Origin of the sequence: Haloferax sp. AS1, assembly GCF_014530665.1 — an archaeon.
Taxonomy (GTDB): domain Archaea; phylum Halobacteriota; class Halobacteria; order Halobacteriales; family Haloferacaceae; genus Haloferax; species Haloferax volcanii.
In genome coordinates this window covers 765,977-782,108 of the sequence record NZ_SPSA01000001.1, presented here as the reverse complement: position 1 = coordinate 782,108, position 16,132 = coordinate 765,977, and the positions used below count along the sequence as shown (strand labels likewise).

Sequence of the window (16,132 nt, the reverse complement as noted above, 5' to 3'; positions counted from 1 at the left end):
CAATCCGAATGGGTAGTGGAGTACCTATTGGTGTGGGTTGATTATGTAACCCGCTATTGTGGGGGTCGCTCGTCTCGAATTCGCTCTGCGAGCGTCCGGTACGCGCGTTTGAGACGGGCGGCGACCGCCTGCCGCGAGATGCCGAGTTCCGCGCCGAGTTCGGCCAGCGACGTGGCCCGGTGTTCGTCGAAGTAGCCGCGTTCGAGCGCGAGCAGCAGGGTTTCGAGCTGCGCGTCGGTCAGCTCCTCGCCCGGCGGCGCTTCCTCGGCCGCGACCGTGGTGATGCGGTCGAACTCGGCGTCGATGCCGTGGGCCGCCCACTCGCGTCTGAGGTCGGTCAGCACCCGGTACGACGACACCCGAAGCTTGAGCCACCACGAGTCGACGGTCGAGCGGCACTCCAAGAGGACCGCGTCGCGTTCGGCCAGCGCGTCGAAAATCGGGACCTGTGAGACGTTCCAGCTGACGCCGTAGAGCACCCGCCCCGAGACGGATTCGACGAGCGTGAGGTCGTCGACGCTCGGAAGCGACCGCACCGCCTCCCCGAACGACGCCGCGTCGGGACCGCGGACCCAGACGAACGACACCGACCGCGAGGCGGTCGGAACGGAGCGTTCCAGTTCGAGTTCCACGTCGTGTTCCACGACCGCGGACCCGAACGGGACCGCGGACAGCGGCGCGACGACCTCGGCGATGAGGCACACGCGTGAACGATAGGAGTATCAAGCCAAAAAGTTGCGTTTCAGGCTCTCTCCGTACCGTCGTGGAGGAATGAACGTCACGCGTCGATGAACGAACCCCGGCGGGCGAGCGGCCGATACTGTGAGCGCGGTGAAACGACGACGGCGGATTCTACAACCTATTTGACGGCCACCGGAGAGTGACACCACAATGCTGGAGTTGGAACACGGGTTCAGGGTCGTGGACGTGAACGCCCGCCTCGACCCCGACGAGCGGTCGGTCGCGGTACGCGGGCGGGAGATAAGCCCCGAGCGCCTAGAGCGCGAACTGCATCAGGCGGGCGTCGTTCGCGCCGTCGTCTCGCCGGGCGCACAGCGGGTCGCGGGGAGCTACCTCCGCCCGAACAACGCTGTCGCGCGGATGAGCGTCGACCGCCCGTTTCTGGCGTTCGCCCGCATCAACGGCCCGCGCGACCCGAGCGGCCGGGCCTCGGCGCGGCTCCGGAACTTCAGGTCGTCGCGGGCGGACCACCACGCCGACCCCGACGACATCGAACAGTACGCCTACGACGACCGCTTCCACGGCTTTTCGCTCGCGCCGGCGGTCGACGGGCTCCCGGACGACGAGACGCTGGCGATGCTGGAGGACGTGGGGCTGCCGGTCTTCGTCGAGGGCGGGCAGGCCTTCGAGCCGAGCGCCGTCGCCCAGTCGCTGCTCGGGCGGTTCCCGGTCATCCTGTCGGGGTTCGGCGGCTTCCCGCTCGACCGCGGGCTGATGGACGAGGCTATCGACCTCCTCGACGACCACGAAGACCTCTATCTCGACACGAGTTTCGTCCGCTACCGGAGCGTGCTCGAACGCGCGCTGCTCGAACACCCGGACCGGGTGCTGTTCGGCAGCGGCGCGCCCGAGACCCACCCGAACGTGGGCGTCATGGAGATACTGACGCTCGACGTGTCGGAAGACGCGCTGGCGAAGGCGTTCTCGAAGAACGCGGCGCGGGTCATCGCGGCGCTCGGCCCCGGAGAACAGTAAGGAGGCGAGTCAGCGCCGGTCGTATCGGGCGACGGCGCGGTCGGCGCGCTTCGACCGGCCGTGGGGGTTCCGCGTGCGAGTTCGGTCGCGGGCGCGGGCGACCAACCCGTCGGAGACGCCCGTGGCGATGCCGCCGACCACGTCGCGGCCGGTTCCGACCCAGCCCGACGGCGTCACGTCGCCTCGCAGGACGCCGAGGGCGGCGTCGACGCCGTCCGAAACCGCGTGTGTCACCGTCCGCTTGACGGTCCCCGGTCTGATGCCGTAGTTCTTCACGAGTCGATAGGTCAGAGAGCGGTACTTCCAGCCCCAGTCGCGCTCCGAGACGCCGCCGTCGGCCTCGAACTCGCGGCGGACGCACATCTCGGGAGCCCACGCGACGGAGCGGTCGAACCCGGCGAGGCGGTGGGCCGCGTCGCGCGCGCCGCCCGTCTGGAGGTACTCGTCGAAGCCGTCGAGGGCGTCGATGGCCCCGCGGCGGAACGCGACGTTGCCGCCGTTGAAGTACGTCACCGTGCGGCCGCCGATGGCGTTCCGTTCGAGCGACTCGGTCGTCATGCCGTTGCGGAGCGTCTGGTGCATCGGCCCGGTAACCACGTCGGCGTCGGCGATGCCGGCTTCGAGCGCCGACAGCCACGACGACTCGACGGAGAGGTCGTATCGAAGGAGTGCGACCACGTCGCCGCCGGCGACTTCGAGGCCGGCGTTACGGGCGACGTTGAGGTTGCGGTCGGAGATTTCGACCAGCACGTCCACGTCGTCGCGCTCTCTCACCATCCCGGTCGTGCCGTCGGCGGAGGGACCGTTGACGACGACGACTTCCGCGTCGGGGGCGTGCTCGGCCAGCGCGTCGAGGCTGGTGGCGAGCCGGTCCCGACCGTTGAGCGTCGGGAGCACAACCGAGAGGTCCATACCCGACAGTTGCGGTGGACGTACTTAAATGTGAATCGAGAACCGTGTTAAAATCTGCCGTGAGAACGCCTCACTCGGCGTCGCTCGCCCGCGTCGCCGCGCGAGACGACTCGTCGGCGGATTCGACCCGCGCGTTCCAGTACGACACGGACGCGAGGTCGTCGCCGAGCGGCGAGTCGCCGACGGCGAGGTCGAGCGAGCGGAAGGGCTGTGCGATGCCGTTGGGGACCTTCCGGTAGAAGCCGAACGGGATGACGAAGTCGTGCTTCGCACCCGCGAGGTCGAGTCCGGCGTCGCCGAGCAGCCGCCGCACGTCGCGTTCCGAGTAGAGCCGCGACCCCATCGGGAGCAGCCAGTTGTAGGCCACACGGAGGCTCCCGTCGTTGAAGGTGTCGAAAAACACCTGCCCTTTCGAGACGCGGGCCATCTCGGCTAAGAACTTCGCCGGGGTGTCCGCGAGGTGGAAAAACCGCATCGCGAACACCGCGTCGAAGTGGTCGTCCGGGAACGGCAGCCGCGCCGCGTCGCCGCGGAGGAACTCGATGCGGTCGGCGACGCCCGCTCTGCGGGCCTTCTCCCGCCCCTGTACCATCATCGCCCGCGAGATGTCCAGTCCGACGACGTTCGCCCCCTCCTGGGCGAGCATCACGGTGAACCGGCCGGTCCCGCAGGCGATTTCGAGGATGTTCTTGTCCTCGACGGGGCCGAGCGCCGCGAGGACCGCCTCCTTCTCTCGCCGGTCGATGAGCCGACCGCCCTTGGAGAACCGCTTCGAGTCGTACTCCTGGGCGACCTCGTCGGCCTGGTACCACTCCTTTCCTTTCACGCTACGCATACTCGCGGGGGGGACCGTAAAACGGTACTGGATACGCGGTGCGGAAGCGGGGTTCGACGGGCGGAGGGGAGGGGTTTTCGTCCGCCGAGCGCGTACCATGGTATATGCCAACGTGTAAAAACTGCGGCGCGACCTGCGAGGCAGATGCGTTAACACAGCACGTCAGCGACGGGTGGCTCGTCGTCCACTGCCCGGACTGTCACGCGCCGCTCGGGAGCTATCGACTCGGCACTCCAGCGGTCGATACGATTCGAAACACGGAGTGAGACGGCTACTCGCGGGTGATTTTCCAACAAACGCACGATATTAATATGTGTATTATGTGTCTGGATTCTTTTCACACACTTGTAGCTAACCCTTAACACGGAGCAACCGACTGTGACGGGTATGAGCACCACCACCGCAGAGCCAGATACTGAAGACCTGCTCTCGGAAGCCGAGTTCCGAGAGCGCCTCCGCGAGCTTCCCCCGAGCGCGAAGCTCGTCGCAAAAGTCCTCGAAAGCGACGCGCCCCTCTCGCAGGGCCAGCTCGCGGAGGAGTCGCTGCTGCCGGACCGTACCGTCCGCTACGCGCTCAACCGTCTCGAAGAGTCCGACCTCGTCGGCTCGCGCTACTCCTTCAAGGACGCGCGAAAGCAGGTCTACTTCCTCAACACGTAAGCGCGCGGTCCCACCGATAGCGCGACAGACCACCGCCCGCGGGGGCGCACTCCCGCAGACCAAGCCACCACTTCTCTCGAACGACCTAACCCGCCGGCGAGCGTAGCCGCCGCCATGCACGCCACGCGCGTCTCCGTCCCCGTCGCAACCCGCGCGCCGACCGGCGCGACGAACGCCTACCTCGTCGCCGGCGGCGGCGACACGCTGCTCGTCGACCCCGCGGCCCGCACCGACCGCCTCGACGACCTCGTCGCGCGCGAGGGCGTCGACCACCTCGCGGTCACCCACACCCACGCGGACCACGTCGGCGCGGTCGCCGCCTACGCCCGCGAGACCGGCGCGACGGTCTGGTGTCGTCGCGGCCGCGAGCGCGCCTTCTCGGCCGCGACCGGAGTCGACCCCGACCGGACGTTCGCGGAGGGGACGACCGTCCCCGTCGGCGCGGGCGTCGAGGTGCTCGACACGCCGGGGCACGCCCGCGACCACGTGAGCTTCGTCGCCGGCGACGACGTGCTCTGCGGCGACCTCGCGGTGGCCGAGGGCAGCGTCGTCGTGGGCGCGCCCGAGGGCGACGTTCGGGCCTACCTCGTCGCGCTCAGGCGACTCCACGCGCGCGGTCCCGAGCGACTGCGTCCGGGTCACGGCCCCGAAATCACGGACCCGCGGGCGACGCTCGCGCGACTCGTCGCGCACCGAAACGACCGCGAGCGGGCCGTCCTCGACGCGGTGCGCGCCGGGAACGCGACGCCGGACGCCGTGACCGACGCCGCCTACGACAAGGACGTGTCCGCCGTGCGCGACCTCGCCCGCGCGACGGTCGTCGCGCACATCGAGAAACTGGCCGCCGAGCGGCGGGTCCGCTGGGACCCCGAGGCCGAGCGAGTCGAACCGCGATAGGGCGCGCGTCGTCGGTGTCCGAGACCGTGGGTGGCCGGGGGTCGCGCCCCCGCGAAAAACCGCGCCCCTCTTTGGGCTCGCGCCCGCATCGCGGGTATGGACCTCGACGCCGAACTGGCCCGCGCCCGCGACCTCGACGTGTCGGAACTCGCCGACGCCATCGAGTCCATCGGCTTCGAGTGCACGCGCTGCGGGGCCTGCTGTAAGGGCTACGAGGGCGACGACGGCCCCGAACCGCACACGGCGACCATCTTCCCCGACGAGGTGCGCGCCTTGCAGGAGGCCGGCGGAGACGACTCGGAAGGCGAGTCGGGAACCCCGATGGAGTGGCGGGACGTGGCCCGACCGATGCCCTACGGCCTCGTCGAGGGCGACGACGGCCCCGAGGGCGAGACGTTCGAGTGGGCGCTCCAGACGACCGCCTGCGGCGACTGCCGATTCTACGAGGAAGACGACTCCGGGCGGGGCGCTTGTCAGGTCCACGAGGACCGCCCGCTCATCTGCGAGACCTACCCGTTCAGCGTCGCCCTCGGCGGCACGAGCCAGCCGATGGGCGAGGCCGTCGACGAGGAGGGCGTCGTCCGCGCCCACGAGTGCGAGGGCCTCGGCCGGGACATCTCCCGGGGGGACGCGGAGGAACTGGCGCGGGCGCTGAAAGAGCGGGCGGTTCGAGAGCTCCGCGAGGCGCGGGGCGTCACCGACGCCTACGAACCGGTCGAGACCGGGCCGGGCGAGGTCGTCGTCCACGACTCGGAGGGCGCGAAACGGCCCGACGGGACGCGGGTTCAGTAGTCGAATCCGCTGACTGCGGTACATCTTTAACACTCCGGCCTGACCACATATTGGAGGTCTTACGGTGGAAATCTCAGATAAACTCCTGTGTCTGTTCAATGCTGACGTTCGCACCGAGGACGACCGTTACGTCGTCGAAATTCCGCGCCGCGAAGTCGAGACCGGGACCGTCGAACCCGGCGAGACGTACCGCGTCGCGCTCATCTCCCGCGAGTCGAACGAACCCGCCGAGTCCGAACCGAACGCCGGACCGACGCCCACGAACGAACCGCAACCGCCCGTCGAAGCCGGCGAACTCCGCTACGTCGAAATCGAGGACATCGGCAAGCAGGGCGACGGTATCGCCCGCGTCGAACGCGGCTACGTCATCATCGTTCCCGGCACGGAAGTCGGCGAGCGCGTGAAGGTCGAAATCACCGAAGTCAAGTCTAACTTCGCCGTCGGCGAGGTCGTCGAAGACGACTTCTGACGGCGCTCTTTTCGCGGTTCGACGCCGTCCGCCGCACCGACAGTGCTCACCCCACCGACAGACCACGGCTGCAAGTGAACGACGCACCACGCTTGCGAGTGAACGCGGCGGTCGCGTCGGGCGCGCAGAGAGAGCGCGGTTGCAGGTGAAGAACGTCGTTTCGAGGACTGAACGCGCTACTGAACGTACTTCGTCACGTCGGCATCGACGCCCACGTCGGCCGCGTCGGCGTAGGGACGGTTCACCACGATATCGCCGGCGGTCGACCGCCCGATGCCGGGGATGGCGGTGAGTTCGTCCATCGACGCCTCGTTGAAGTCAAGCGGGTAGGGGACGCCGGTGACGGAGCGGTAGCCGTGGTCGACGACGGCCACGTCGATTGTCTTCCCGAGTTCGCGCTCGCCCGGAATCCCGACCAAAAGCGGGTAGGTGCCGAGTTGGCGGCCGAACGTGCGGCCGTCCTGGTGGTACTCGAGGTGGACGTTCGGGAGGACCGTCCCCGCGGGGGCGACCCGGCGAAGCATCGGCCGGTCGATTTCCTCGCGGACCTCCGTTTTGTACGTCTTGAACAGCTGTTTGTGGTCGCGGGCGATGTCGGCACCCGTGTCTGACATGTCGGTGCCGTCGAACGCCATCACCTGCCGGATGTTGATGCGGCGGACCATGAGGCCCTCGTCGTAGACGCGCTGGAGGAACCGCTTGTTGTGCTCGAACGTCTCCTCGCGCTCGCCTTTCAGCCCGTGGAGGAGGTTGATGCCGGGGAGGAGCTTCGGCAGGCGGTTCGCGGCGTCCGAGCCGTGGGTCGGCGCGTCCGCGGGGTCGTCGCCGGGTCGCCAGCCGGCGACCTCGTTGACGATTTTGACCGCCTCGAAACACTCGTCGGCGGTGACGTTGAGGTTGTTCTCCTCCTGCACCACGGGGTCGGCGGATTCGAGGCCGAACGCCGCGGTGTCGCCGGCCGTGTTGTGCTCGGCGATGATGCGGAGCGCCTCGCGGGACTTCTCGGGCCAACCGACGATGGTGATGGGGTTGACGTTGTCGAGGTGGAGCGTGCCGAGGTCCGGCGCGACCTCGCGGATGCCGCCGTAGAGCCGGCGGAGCGCGTCGGGGTTCGGAGCCTCGCCGTCGCCGCCGAACGCGAGGATGTCGGCCTGCCGGCCGAGCCGGAAGTGTCGCGCGCCGCGGTCGTAGAGGTTCTCGACCTCCTTGACGACGGAGTCGGCGGTGCGGAACGCGGGGTTGCCGTACAGCGGTTCGGTACAGAACGAACAGCGGTAGGCACAGCCCCGCGAGGTCTCCATCTCGCAGATGAGGTGGTCGGGGTGGTTCGGGTGCTGTTCGACCACGAACGCGCCCATGGCGGCCCAGCGGTCGAGTTCCTCGTTGTCGCGCATGCGGTTGCCGAAACCTTCGAGCCCGGAGTCGACGAGGTCGTAGGCGGCCGCCTCGATGTCGCCCTTGGCGACGAAGTCGTAGTCGAGGTTCTTGCGCTCCATGTCCTGGCCGCCGGCGTTCTCGTCGCCGACGCCGAAGCGAATCGGCCCGCCCATCAGGGCGGTGCCTTCAGCGACCCACGCGAGTTCGCGCACCTCGTCGGGTTCGGCGGGCGTCCCGCCGACGTACTTGCCGGGGACGGTCATGCCGCCGATGTAAATCATGAGGTCGGCGTCGGCCACGTCGCGCCACTTCTGTTTGTCCTCGCGGAGTTCGTCGATGGTGTGGTAGACGACGTTGGACTCGGGGACGCCCGCGTCGACCACCGCACCCGCGGTGAACCTCGGATACGTCGAGATGTACGGCGGCACGCCGAAATGCGCCGGCTCGTCGACGTATCCGTCGACGATAGTCACGGTGAGGTCGGCGGGGTCGGTCATCGGTCGCGGTTCGGGTTCGACGCGGAAAACGCAACCGGTCGGCGGTCGCGGCCCCGAACCGCGTCGTGGGGGCGCTTCCGCCTCCCGCGCGTTTATGAGCGTGGGAGCGTAACTGACGGCCATGCCCGCGACCCTCGAAGTCAAGTGCGCCAACGAGGACTGCGAACTCGACATGTTCGAGCTGCACTACACCTACGACATGCCCGACGACGTGACGGTGGCGGACTTCTCCTGTCCGTACTGCGGCGAGTCCCGCGCCCTGGAGGAGATTCAGCTATGAGCGACCTGCGGAAGTACGGCGAGTCGGCGGCGAACGCCGTCCTCGAACGGGTCGGCCGCGGCGTCAGCCAGATGCAGGAGCGCAAGCCGCTCGCCCACGACCTGCTCGAATCCGAGGACGCCTACCTCGTCGTCTTCGACGCACCCGGCGCGCGCGCCGAGGACGTGCAGGTCCGCTTCCTCGACGGCGAGGTCGAGATTCGCATCGACCGCTTCCGCGACTTCCACGAGGGCTACGAGATGCGCTTCCCCGGCCGCGGCCTCACGCTCTCGGGAACGGCGACCATCCCCTCCGACGCCTCGGTCGAAGCCGCCGAGGGAACCGCCACGGTCGGCAAGCACGGCACGCTCCAGATTCGGATTCCCAAGGACGAACGCGCGAGCGACATCGCCGTGACCGAGGAGGAAGACGAAGCCGACGGCGAGGCCGACACCGAGTCCGACGACGAAGTCGACTTCGGCGACGTGGACGACCAAGACGCCTGAGTCTCAGTTTCGGGCGCGACGACCCCTCCGAACCTCCGTTTCGCGCTAGTCGCCGTCAAGCGTCATCCCTTCGACCACCGCGAACTCCTCGTCGCCGTCGAAGCGGCGAGGGTCGAACGCGGCCGGAATCCGTTCTTGACCGTCTCCGAGCACCGCCTCCGCGAGTCGTTCCCCGATTGCCGGGGCCCACATGAAGCCGTGGCCGTGCCAGCCGGCGGCGACGTAGACGCCTTCAGCGACCGCGCCGACGAGCGGGTTCCGGTCCGGGGTCGCCCCGCAGAGGCCGGCCCACGCGCTGTCCGGCTGGTCGGCCTCGGCCGCCGCCTCGCCGGCCTCGTCGAAGCCGTCGATGCCGGTCCGGTGGCGAACCCCGTCGAGGGCGTCGGCGACGAACCAGTCGTCCGCGGTCGGGTCCCAGTCGTCGGGGTCGGGTTCGACCGGTTCGACGCCGTCGCCCGCGAGGACGCCGCCGGGATGCGGCCGCAGGTACGACTCGTCGGTCGCGTCGTAGACGGTCGGCCCGCGGTAGTCGCAGTAAGCGACGAGCGCCTGCGCCCGGTAGGGTTTGAGCGCGATTGGGTGGCCCGCGTCGGCGAGCAGGCGGCGCGAGTGGACGCCCGCGGCGACGACGACGGCGTCGAAGCGGGCGGTCACCACGTCGTCGACGGCGACGCCCGGCGGGTCGGTTCGAAGCGTCACCGCGTCGCCGACGCGGAACGCGACGCCGGCCGACTCGCACTGCTCGACGAACAGGTCCACGTAGGCCGCGGGGTCTGCCCAGCCGGCGTTCTCCGCGACGCCCGCGAGGAGCACGTCGTCGGTCCGAATCGGGAACCGGTCGCCCAGTTCGTCGGCTCCGACGAGCGACACCGCGCGGTCGTGGACGCGCATTCGCTCGACCGACTCTTCGAGGGCCGCGGCCGCCGCGTCGTCGCCCTCGCGCGCGAGAAAGACGTAGGGCGTCTCGTGGAAGGCGAACCCGCCCTCGCCCGAGAGGCTCCGAAAGCGGTCCATCGCGCTCCCGGCGACGGCCGCATCGATGTCCTCCGCGTAGGCGTCGTAACAGATGCCGGCGGCGCGGCCCGTCGACCCGCCGCCGGGGGCGTCGCGCTCGAACAGCGTGACTCGCGCCCCGCGCTCGGCGAGGTCGAAGGCGATCGTCAGGCCGACCGCGCCCGCGCCGACGACCGCGACGCGCGCTGATTCGTTCATACCCCGTCTGCGTCGGCGACCGACTTGAATGGCAGTTGCTCGCCGGTCGTGGGGCGAGAGTGGTCGAGAACTGCGCGGCGCGGTCGCTCAGGATTGTAGAGAGACGGGGTAGGTCGGCCGGCCGTGGCCCGCGTGGAAACCACGTGGGTCCGAAAGGAGCCACCCGACCGTGCCGTCACCTGTCCTCTCCGGCGACCGTGTAAAAGGCCTCCGGTGCTCGGCGCGGCACAGGCGGGGCGAACCGCAGGAGGCGGAGAGCGGGCGACCGCCCGGCGCGCCGGACTACTCTGCGAACTCGTCGACGCCGCGGGCGGGGTAGCCGACCACGAGGTCGATACCGGCGTCGCGGAGGTCGTCGATTCGCCGGCGGATGTCGTCGACCGAGCCGATGAGCGCGTAGTCGCGGGCGGCTTTCAGGAGCACCTCGCGGGCGCGGCCCTCGGCCGAGGCGTCGGTCGCGGCGTCGTCGGGGAGCGCGCGAGCGACGGGACGGCGACGGGAGACGTACGCGCCGACGGCGTCGAGAATCTCGTCGTCGTCGTCGGTGAGGGCGGTCGGGGCGTAGAGCGCGACCTCGCCGCCGAAGCCGGCCGCCCGGAGCGCCCGAACGTCTCTGCGGGTCGACCGCGAGAGGAGTTCGTACTGCGTGCCGCCGGCGGCGAGGGCGATTCGCTCGATGCCCTCGGTGCCGACCCACGCGTCGGGCGCGCGCTCCCTCGCGGCGCGGAGCCGGGGGGCGACCGCCCGGCGCGCCTCGTCGTCCGTCAGATACGCGCCGTGGCCGGCCACGAGCACCTGCCGAACCCCGTCGGGGAGCCACTCGTACAGCGAGTCGTCGCCGAGCGGGTCGAAGCCGTCGGTGCGGACCGGCGTGGTCAGTCGGACCTCCTTTTCGGCCGCGAGGTCGCGCAGTACGTCCTCGTCGGGGAGCCGCTCGCGGCCCTCGTAGTCGATGGCAACGACATCCAGCGGGACCGAAAGCGCCTCGCGCACGTCGCACTCGGCGGGTTTGAGCGCGACTGCGTCCAGACCGGCTTTCGAGACCGCACGCTCGGCGGTCAGCATGCTATCACCACAGAAGTTTCAGTACCGTCGCGGAACGCGATCCATCGTCTGTGCGACCATGTGAGAACGAGTAGCGCGGAGGAGGGCAAAACCCTGTCGATGACGGCGACGATGACTCGTCGCGGGGCGTTTATATACCCTGCATCGCCCCGGCAGCGACCGGTTCCGCAGCGCGTGTCAGCCGGTCGCACTGCGAGAGACCGCCGTGTTCACCCGCGTCTCGACACGATTGTATTTAGAACACAATTCTATGTCTCGATTAGTAGTCGAAAACGAATCGTGACAGTCTCAGACGCCCGTTTTCGGTCATTCCCAGTTCTATGGATTCGGAAATCGCGTCGCCGTTATATGGGGTTCGCGGCCGACGATTCAGATGTAAGGTGAACCGAGATGCCCGCTAACGCACAAATCGAGATGCTGGGGAACAGAATCGACTTCGACTACTCGCGGGGCGTCACGGGCTACGTGCTCGTGTTGACCCGCCTCATCACCGGTTACTGGTTCCTCCACGCGGGACTGGGGAAGATAACCGGTGAGCCGTTCAGCGCCGCGGGCTACCTCGCGAACGCCCCCGCAGCCTCGCCGCTCCAGGGCTTCTTCGCGTGGGCCGCCGCGACCCCGTGGCTCCTCGACCTCACGAACGTCATGGTTCCGTGGGGCGAGTTCCTCATCGGTCTCGGGCTCATCGTGGGTGCACTCGTCCGGCTCGCCGCCTTCTTCGGCGGCGTCCTGATGGTGTTCTTCTACCTGGGGAACGCCGAGTGGGGCCACGGCGTGGTCAACGGCGACCTGTTCGGGCTGATGATGTTCGTCATCGTCGGCACGCTCGCGGCGGGCCGCATCCTCGGCCTCGACGCCATCATCGAGAAGATGGAGTTCGTCCGCCAGCGCCCCGCGCTCAAGTACCTCCTCGGCTGAGGGGGTACTCGGGGGGCAGAAAGGGAGTTGTCGTGGGGACGACGACACGCTGACGCGGTTTTGTTTTTCGGAACTGACTCAGACACCGTGAGCGGGCGCGCTGGGGGCAGTACGCCGAGGAGAACGAGACGTCGAGTGGGGACGCTACACCGGGTAGTCGGCGTCGGGGTCGACCACGCGGTCGACCTCCTCGGGGACGCGCCAGTCGGTCGTGAGTTCGAGCAGTTGCACGAGCATCCGCCCGGTCGCGCCCCAGACGGTGTAGCCGTCGACGTGGAAGAAGTGGAGCCGAATCTCGCCGTACTGCGGGTGGTCGCGGCGTTCCGACTCGTAGTTCGCGCGGTCGATGAGGTCGCCAACCGCGAGCACCGCGATTTCGGCCACCTCGCGCTGGTCGGGTTCGTACGCGCGGTCGGGAACCGTGGCGACGAACGGCGAGACGGCGTAGTCGGTCACGGTTCGGATGTCGTCGAGGCGGCCGTGAAACGCCGCCTCCTCGGGTCGAAGTCCGATTTCCTCGTTGGACTCGCGGAGCGCGGTCGCCCGCAGGTCGGCGTCGCTCGGTTCGCGGCCGCCGCCGGGAAAACTCATCTGGCCCGGGTGCTCGCCGAGGTGGTCGGCGCGCTTGGTAAACAGGATGTGCGGCCGCTCGTCGCGGAACACGACGGGGGCGATGACGGCCGCCCGCCGGCCCGCGTCGACGGTCACCGGTTCGTGTCGAGTGACGCCCGCGAGGTCCATCGTCACGGTTCGTAAAGCGATGCCGCGACTTAGGCCTGCCCCTCCGCGTCCAGCGCGGCGTCGAGGCGCTCGCGAATCGACCCCACGTCGGTGTCGGCCCACGCTTCGAGGTCGTACGTCACGTCCAACAGCCGCTCGATTTCGTCGGCGTCGCCCGTCTGCACCGCGCTCGCGGCCGCCGCTCGGAGGCGGGATTCGACCTGCGTCGCGAGTTCGTCCCGCGGCACCTCGCGGGTCGGGTAGTCGAGGATGTGCGGCAGGTCCTCCGCCCGGTCGGGGAGCGTCGGAAACGCCATCGGGCCGACCGTCAGAAGCTCCGCGTCCGTCTCGTCGTCCTCGTAGGGGACGAGGTAGTAGGCGTCGACCGCGTCGGAAATCGCGCCCGACAGCGCGTCGCCGTCGGTCTCGCGGCCCTGCTTGAACGCGAGTTCGTCCAGCGCGGTCGCAAGTTCCTCGCGGGTGAGCGCGCCGAAGAGGTCGACGACGCCCGCGAGGTCGTCGTAGGTCGCCTCGCTCATCGGCCCGCGCCCTCCCGAACGTCGTCGAGGTCGTCGCCCGCGGCGGCGAGCACCTCGTCGGGCGACAGCGACGTGTCGTTCCACGCCGGGAGCCGCGTGTCCTCGCCGGGTTTCGAGATGGCATCGGCGTAGGTGGCGACCTGCTCGCGCTCGTCGCCGCGGTCGTAGTCGAAGCCGTTGAACGCCGCGTCGGCCGCGTACTGCTCGACCAGCCGGTGTCCGGCCTCGCGGTAGCGCTCCGCGAGCGTGTCGAACTCGACGCTCCCGCCGTGTTCGACGACCGCTCTGAGGAGCGTCCGCCCGACCGACTCGCTCATGTCCGAGAGGCCGGTCGGGCCGCTCACGGAGCGGTGGTCGTGTTCGTACTCGCCGAGGTCGACCTGTGCGCTCCGGTCGAAGCCGGCGTGGGCGAAGGCGTCGCCGAGGGTGCCGACTTCGAGGCCCCACTTCCGCGGCGACCGCATCCGCACCGCGAGGTCCGAGGTGGCGGCGAACTCCCCGGCCAGCGCGTACCGAAACGAGTCGAGATACCGGACGATGGGGGCGTCGGTCTCGGCTTCGAGCGCGCGGACGAGCGGGGCGTAAAACAGCCTGAACAGCCGGCCGTAGAGCCGCTCCTCCTCGACGCGGGCGTAGTAGCCTTTCGAGAAGTCGTGGCCGTGCGCGAGCGGGAACAGAAGCCGCGGGACGTAGCGCTCGTCGTAGGTCTTCGTGTCCGCGTCGTGGACGACGACGTACTCCTCGCTGGCGGCGCAGCCGAGCGCGAGCCACACGTCGCGGCCCTTGCCGCGCTCGCCGTCGAGGCCGTGGGAGTCCAGCAAGTCGGCAACGCGGGGGCCGTCGCACCACAGCACGTCGAGCGGCAGGTCGTACTCGTCGAGCCAGTCGGTAAAGGGGGCGACCCGGTCGGCGGGCGCGCGGAGGGGGACGACGACCCGCGCCGGCGAGAGCGACTCCAGCGTCGACAGCACCCGGTCGGCCGCGAGGCCGGCGTACTCCCGCTCCGTCATCGGCACGACCACGGCCGCGCGGTCGGTCGGGGCGTCGGGGACCGAGCCGGAGAGGTCGTGGAGCGTCGTGACCCGCTCTTGTACGTACTCCATCGTGTCGGCCGTGGGACCGGGCGAGCAAAAGTGCGGCGAGAGCCGAGTCGGCTGCCGACTTCGCTCCGGGCGTCCCCGGTCGCCCCCCGGTCACCCCCGGTCGCCCCTCAGTTCGGGATGCGCCCGGCGTGTTGGAGCGCGATGAGGCCCGCGACGACGACCGCCAGCCCGACCGAGAACCAGAAGAACACCTCGTCGAACGCGTAGCCGACGTCGGTCAGGGTGCCGACCGCGCCCGACCCGCTGGCCTGGAATATCATCATGCCGAACGAGTACACCGAGTAGGCGCTCCCGCGGCTCTCGTCGGGGAGCGTGTCGAGCAGGTAGGCGTCGAGCGCCGGAAAGAGGCTGTGGATGACGTAGCCGACGACCGCGGTGACGACGATGAGACCGACGAGGCTCGTCGTCATCGTGAGGACGAACACCGAGACGACGAAGGAGACGAGCACGCCGAGGATGTAGGGGATGCGCGGAAGCTTGTCCGCGAGTCGCCCCGAGAGGAAAAACGCCGGCACGCCCGCGCCGAAGACGACCGTCAGCATGTTTCGCGCCGTCGTCGCCGGCAGGCCCTTCGACACCATGTACAGCTCGTAGAAGTTGAACAGCCCCTGCCAGACGAAGCCGGTGAAGCCGAGGATGACGATGCCGGTGAGGATGACGCGCCACTCCGTGCGGGCCGCGCCGAGGAGGTCGCGGTCGGCCGCGCCCGCGTCCGGGAGGTCCGTCGAGCGCGCCGTGACGAACAGCGCGAGCGTCACGACGGCGGCCGCGAGGCCGACGCAGACGAAGACGAGCTGCCACGCCGCGGAGACGAACGGGAGGCGGTCGACGAGGTCGGGGCCGACCGCGAGGACGAGCGTGACGAAGGGGGCGACGCCGACGGCCGCGAGCTGGCTGGCGGTGCCGTGGATGCCCATCGCGCGGCCGACGCGGTCGGGAAACAGCTCGCTCACGAGCGGGTTGGCGGCGACGAAGTACGCGCCCGAGGCGAGCCCCATCGAGACCGCGCCGACCATCAGCGCCTCGATGGTGGTCGCGCTGGCGGTCACACCCGAGGCGACGACGAGGACGACGCCGGTCCCGAGCACCACGCGATGTCTCGGCACGCGGGTGAGCAGCCAACCGGTCGGGACGCGGAGGGCGGCGCTCCCGAGCCAGACGAGGGTGGCGACGATGCCGACGGTGGCCCGGTCGACCTCGAAAAAGAGAATGAACTCCCCGAGAAGCGGTGCGAAGACGACCCGAGCGAGATTGACGAGTAACACCATCCCGCAGAGCGTTCCGAAGAGGCGGCCACGTGACACGGACGGAACCGCGCGCCGCGAGGTGACAACAGTTTCGGCTGAACGAGACCGCGGGGCGTCGTGCGGGTCGAAAACGGGGGTGTTGTGCGGGTCGAAAACGGGGATTGTCGTCGGGTTTTTATGTTCGTTGCACAAACGGGAGCGTATGAAGACAACGCGGAAGGGGCTTCGAGACGGGGAGTTGGAAAAAGACACCTACGGACGGCTGACCTGCTCCGAGTGCGGCGAGTCGCTGAAGAAGAAAAACGACCCCGACGAGGTGTTCTCGGTCCGTATCTGCGCCGACTGCGGGCGCGAGTGGAAGGAACTCAGATAACCGCGAGTCGACCGAAAGCGGCCGTCCGAGAACGG

20 protein-coding genes are annotated in these 16,132 nt (G+C 69.2%); 10 read left to right on the top strand and 10 right to left on the bottom strand.

Going from position 1 to position 16,132, the window contains the following annotated elements; translation table 11 throughout:
* Positions 1-53 precede the first annotated feature (53 nt).
* Positions 54-704 (bottom strand): helix-turn-helix domain-containing protein, encoded by a 651-nt coding sequence (locus E4P24_RS04255; RefSeq protein WP_004064367.1) that lies wholly within the window; start codon positions 702-704, stop codon positions 54-56.
* Between the two features lie 187 nt (positions 705-891).
* Between E4P24_RS04255 and E4P24_RS04250 the strand changes: the two genes are divergently transcribed.
* Positions 892-1,716: an amidohydrolase family protein gene (locus E4P24_RS04250; protein WP_004044162.1), complete on the top strand. Its 825-nt coding sequence runs from the start codon at positions 892-894 to the stop codon at positions 1,714-1,716.
* A gap of 9 nt (positions 1,717-1,725) precedes the next feature.
* Here the strand turns inward: E4P24_RS04250 and E4P24_RS04245 are convergent, their stop codons facing one another.
* Complete coding sequence (locus E4P24_RS04245; RefSeq protein WP_115860271.1) at positions 1,726-2,628, bottom strand: glycosyltransferase family 2 protein; 903 nt, start codon at positions 2,626-2,628, stop codon at positions 1,726-1,728.
* Positions 2,629-2,698: 70 nt separating this feature from the next.
* Complete coding sequence (locus tag E4P24_RS04240; protein WP_188148162.1) at positions 2,699-3,454, bottom strand: class I SAM-dependent methyltransferase; 756 nt, start codon at positions 3,452-3,454, stop codon at positions 2,699-2,701.
* 113 nt (positions 3,455-3,567) lie between these two features.
* Here E4P24_RS04240 and E4P24_RS04235 point away from each other — a divergent pair, with 113 nt between their 5' ends.
* The 5 genes from E4P24_RS04235 to E4P24_RS04215 all read left to right on the top strand — a co-directional run bounded on the left by E4P24_RS04235 (position 3,568) and on the right by E4P24_RS04215 (position 6,281).
* Entirely contained in the window at positions 3,568-3,729 is a 162-nt protein-coding gene (locus tag E4P24_RS04235) for a hypothetical protein (protein WP_188148161.1), read from the top strand.
* A 121-nt stretch (positions 3,730-3,850) separates the two neighbouring features.
* Positions 3,851-4,123 (top strand): winged helix-turn-helix domain-containing protein, encoded by a 273-nt coding sequence (locus tag E4P24_RS04230; RefSeq protein WP_004044165.1) that lies wholly within the window; start codon positions 3,851-3,853, stop codon positions 4,121-4,123.
* Positions 4,124-4,237: 114 nt separating this feature from the next.
* Positions 4,238-5,020: an MBL fold metallo-hydrolase gene (locus E4P24_RS04225; protein ID WP_004064370.1), complete on the top strand. Its 783-nt coding sequence runs from the start codon at positions 4,238-4,240 to the stop codon at positions 5,018-5,020.
* 96 nt (positions 5,021-5,116) lie between these two features.
* Entirely contained in the window at positions 5,117-5,812 is a 696-nt protein-coding gene (locus E4P24_RS04220) for a YkgJ family cysteine cluster protein (protein WP_188148160.1), read from the top strand.
* Positions 5,813-5,876: 64 nt separating this feature from the next.
* Positions 5,877-6,281, top strand: a complete 405-nt coding sequence (locus tag E4P24_RS04215; RefSeq protein WP_004044168.1) for a TRAM domain-containing protein — start codon at positions 5,877-5,879, stop codon at positions 6,279-6,281.
* A 176-nt stretch (positions 6,282-6,457) separates the two neighbouring features.
* Here the strand turns inward: E4P24_RS04215 and E4P24_RS04210 are convergent, their stop codons facing one another.
* Positions 6,458-8,155, bottom strand: a complete 1,698-nt coding sequence (locus tag E4P24_RS04210; RefSeq protein ID WP_115802274.1) for a radical SAM protein — start codon at positions 8,153-8,155, stop codon at positions 6,458-6,460.
* Positions 8,156-8,276: 121 nt separating this feature from the next.
* Here E4P24_RS04210 and E4P24_RS04205 point away from each other — a divergent pair, with 121 nt between their 5' ends.
* Positions 8,277-8,435: a hypothetical protein gene (locus E4P24_RS04205; RefSeq protein ID WP_004044170.1), complete on the top strand. Its 159-nt coding sequence runs from the start codon at positions 8,277-8,279 to the stop codon at positions 8,433-8,435.
* Positions 8,432-8,920, top strand: coding sequence for an Hsp20/alpha crystallin family protein (locus E4P24_RS04200; RefSeq protein ID WP_004044171.1), 489 nt, complete (start codon positions 8,432-8,434; stop codon positions 8,918-8,920). Before E4P24_RS04205 ends, E4P24_RS04200 begins: the two co-directional genes overlap by 4 nt.
* A 45-nt stretch (positions 8,921-8,965) precedes the next feature.
* On the opposite strand, the gene E4P24_RS04195 is transcribed toward E4P24_RS04200, so the two are convergent.
* Both E4P24_RS04195 and E4P24_RS04190 read right to left on the bottom strand, forming a co-directional pair.
* Positions 8,966-10,132, bottom strand: a complete 1,167-nt coding sequence (locus E4P24_RS04195; protein WP_188148159.1) for an FAD-binding oxidoreductase — start codon at positions 10,130-10,132, stop codon at positions 8,966-8,968.
* Positions 10,133-10,414: 282 nt separating this feature from the next.
* The gene (locus E4P24_RS04190; RefSeq protein ID WP_004064374.1) at positions 10,415-11,197 is read right to left on the bottom strand and encodes a hypothetical protein; all 783 of its coding nucleotides are present in this window, start codon (positions 11,195-11,197) and stop codon (positions 10,415-10,417) included.
* Between the two features lie 429 nt (positions 11,198-11,626).
* Between E4P24_RS04190 and E4P24_RS04185 the strand changes: the two genes are divergently transcribed.
* Entirely contained in the window at positions 11,627-12,115 is a 489-nt protein-coding gene (locus tag E4P24_RS04185) for a DoxX family protein (protein WP_115802718.1), read from the top strand.
* 144 nt (positions 12,116-12,259) lie between these two features.
* Here the strand turns inward: E4P24_RS04185 and E4P24_RS04180 are convergent, their stop codons facing one another.
* The 4 genes from E4P24_RS04180 to E4P24_RS04165 all read right to left on the bottom strand — a co-directional run bounded on the left by E4P24_RS04180 (position 12,260) and on the right by E4P24_RS04165 (position 15,745).
* A complete protein-coding gene (locus E4P24_RS04180) occupies positions 12,260-12,856 on the bottom strand; it encodes a CoA pyrophosphatase (protein ID WP_004044175.1) in 597 nt (198 codons plus the stop codon).
* Between the two features lie 29 nt (positions 12,857-12,885).
* Positions 12,886-13,374: a hypothetical protein gene (locus E4P24_RS04175; RefSeq protein ID WP_188148158.1), complete on the bottom strand. Its 489-nt coding sequence runs from the start codon at positions 13,372-13,374 to the stop codon at positions 12,886-12,888.
* A complete protein-coding gene (locus E4P24_RS04170) occupies positions 13,371-14,477 on the bottom strand; it encodes a glycosyl transferase family 2 (protein ID WP_115802271.1) in 1,107 nt (368 codons plus the stop codon). The genes E4P24_RS04175 and E4P24_RS04170 overlap by 4 nt, the downstream gene beginning before the upstream one ends.
* A gap of 107 nt (positions 14,478-14,584) precedes the next feature.
* On the bottom strand, positions 14,585-15,745 hold the full coding sequence (locus E4P24_RS04165; RefSeq protein WP_115802270.1) for an MFS transporter: 1,161 nt from the start codon (positions 15,743-15,745) through the stop codon (positions 14,585-14,587).
* A gap of 181 nt (positions 15,746-15,926) precedes the next feature.
* Between E4P24_RS04165 and E4P24_RS04160 the strand changes: the two genes are divergently transcribed.
* Positions 15,927-16,097 carry an HVO_0758 family zinc finger protein gene (locus E4P24_RS04160; RefSeq protein ID WP_004044179.1) on the top strand — a complete coding sequence of 57 codons (171 nt, stop codon included), beginning with the start codon at positions 15,927-15,929 and terminating at the stop codon, positions 16,095-16,097.
* Positions 16,098-16,132: the final 35 nt, after the last annotated feature.

What these genes read in the sequence shown, in the direction of transcription:
- E4P24_RS04250 (WP_004044162.1), top strand. Translation starts at nt 892, where the DNA reads ATGCTGGAGTTGGAACACGGGTTCAGGGTCGTGGACGTGAACGCCCGC.
- E4P24_RS04245 (WP_115860271.1), bottom strand. Translation starts at nt 2,628, where the DNA reads ATGGACCTCTCGGTTGTGCTCCCGACGCTCAACGGTCGGGACCGGCTC.
- E4P24_RS04235 (WP_188148161.1), top strand. Translation starts at nt 3,568, where the DNA reads ATGCCAACGTGTAAAAACTGCGGCGCGACCTGCGAGGCAGATGCGTTA.
- E4P24_RS04230 (WP_004044165.1), top strand. Translation starts at nt 3,851, where the DNA reads ATGAGCACCACCACCGCAGAGCCAGATACTGAAGACCTGCTCTCGGAA.
- E4P24_RS04225 (WP_004064370.1), top strand. Translation starts at nt 4,238, where the DNA reads ATGCACGCCACGCGCGTCTCCGTCCCCGTCGCAACCCGCGCGCCGACC.
- E4P24_RS04220 (WP_188148160.1), top strand. Translation starts at nt 5,117, where the DNA reads ATGGACCTCGACGCCGAACTGGCCCGCGCCCGCGACCTCGACGTGTCG.
- E4P24_RS04210 (WP_115802274.1), bottom strand. Translation starts at nt 8,155, where the DNA reads ATGACCGACCCCGCCGACCTCACCGTGACTATCGTCGACGGATACGTC.
- E4P24_RS04205 (WP_004044170.1), top strand. Translation starts at nt 8,277, where the DNA reads ATGCCCGCGACCCTCGAAGTCAAGTGCGCCAACGAGGACTGCGAACTC.
- E4P24_RS04200 (WP_004044171.1), top strand. Translation starts at nt 8,432, where the DNA reads ATGAGCGACCTGCGGAAGTACGGCGAGTCGGCGGCGAACGCCGTCCTC.
- E4P24_RS04195 (WP_188148159.1), bottom strand. Translation starts at nt 10,132, where the DNA reads ATGAACGAATCAGCGCGCGTCGCGGTCGTCGGCGCGGGCGCGGTCGGC.
- E4P24_RS04190 (WP_004064374.1), bottom strand. Translation starts at nt 11,197, where the DNA reads ATGCTGACCGCCGAGCGTGCGGTCTCGAAAGCCGGTCTGGACGCAGTC.
- E4P24_RS04180 (WP_004044175.1), bottom strand. Translation starts at nt 12,856, where the DNA reads ATGGACCTCGCGGGCGTCACTCGACACGAACCGGTGACCGTCGACGCG.
- E4P24_RS04175 (WP_188148158.1), bottom strand. Translation starts at nt 13,374, where the DNA reads ATGAGCGAGGCGACCTACGACGACCTCGCGGGCGTCGTCGACCTCTTC.
- E4P24_RS04170 (WP_115802271.1), bottom strand. Translation starts at nt 14,477, where the DNA reads ATGGAGTACGTACAAGAGCGGGTCACGACGCTCCACGACCTCTCCGGC.
- E4P24_RS04165 (WP_115802270.1), bottom strand. Translation starts at nt 15,745, where the DNA reads ATGGTGTTACTCGTCAATCTCGCTCGGGTCGTCTTCGCACCGCTTCTC.
- E4P24_RS04160 (WP_004044179.1), top strand. Translation starts at nt 15,927, where the DNA reads ATGAAGACAACGCGGAAGGGGCTTCGAGACGGGGAGTTGGAAAAAGAC.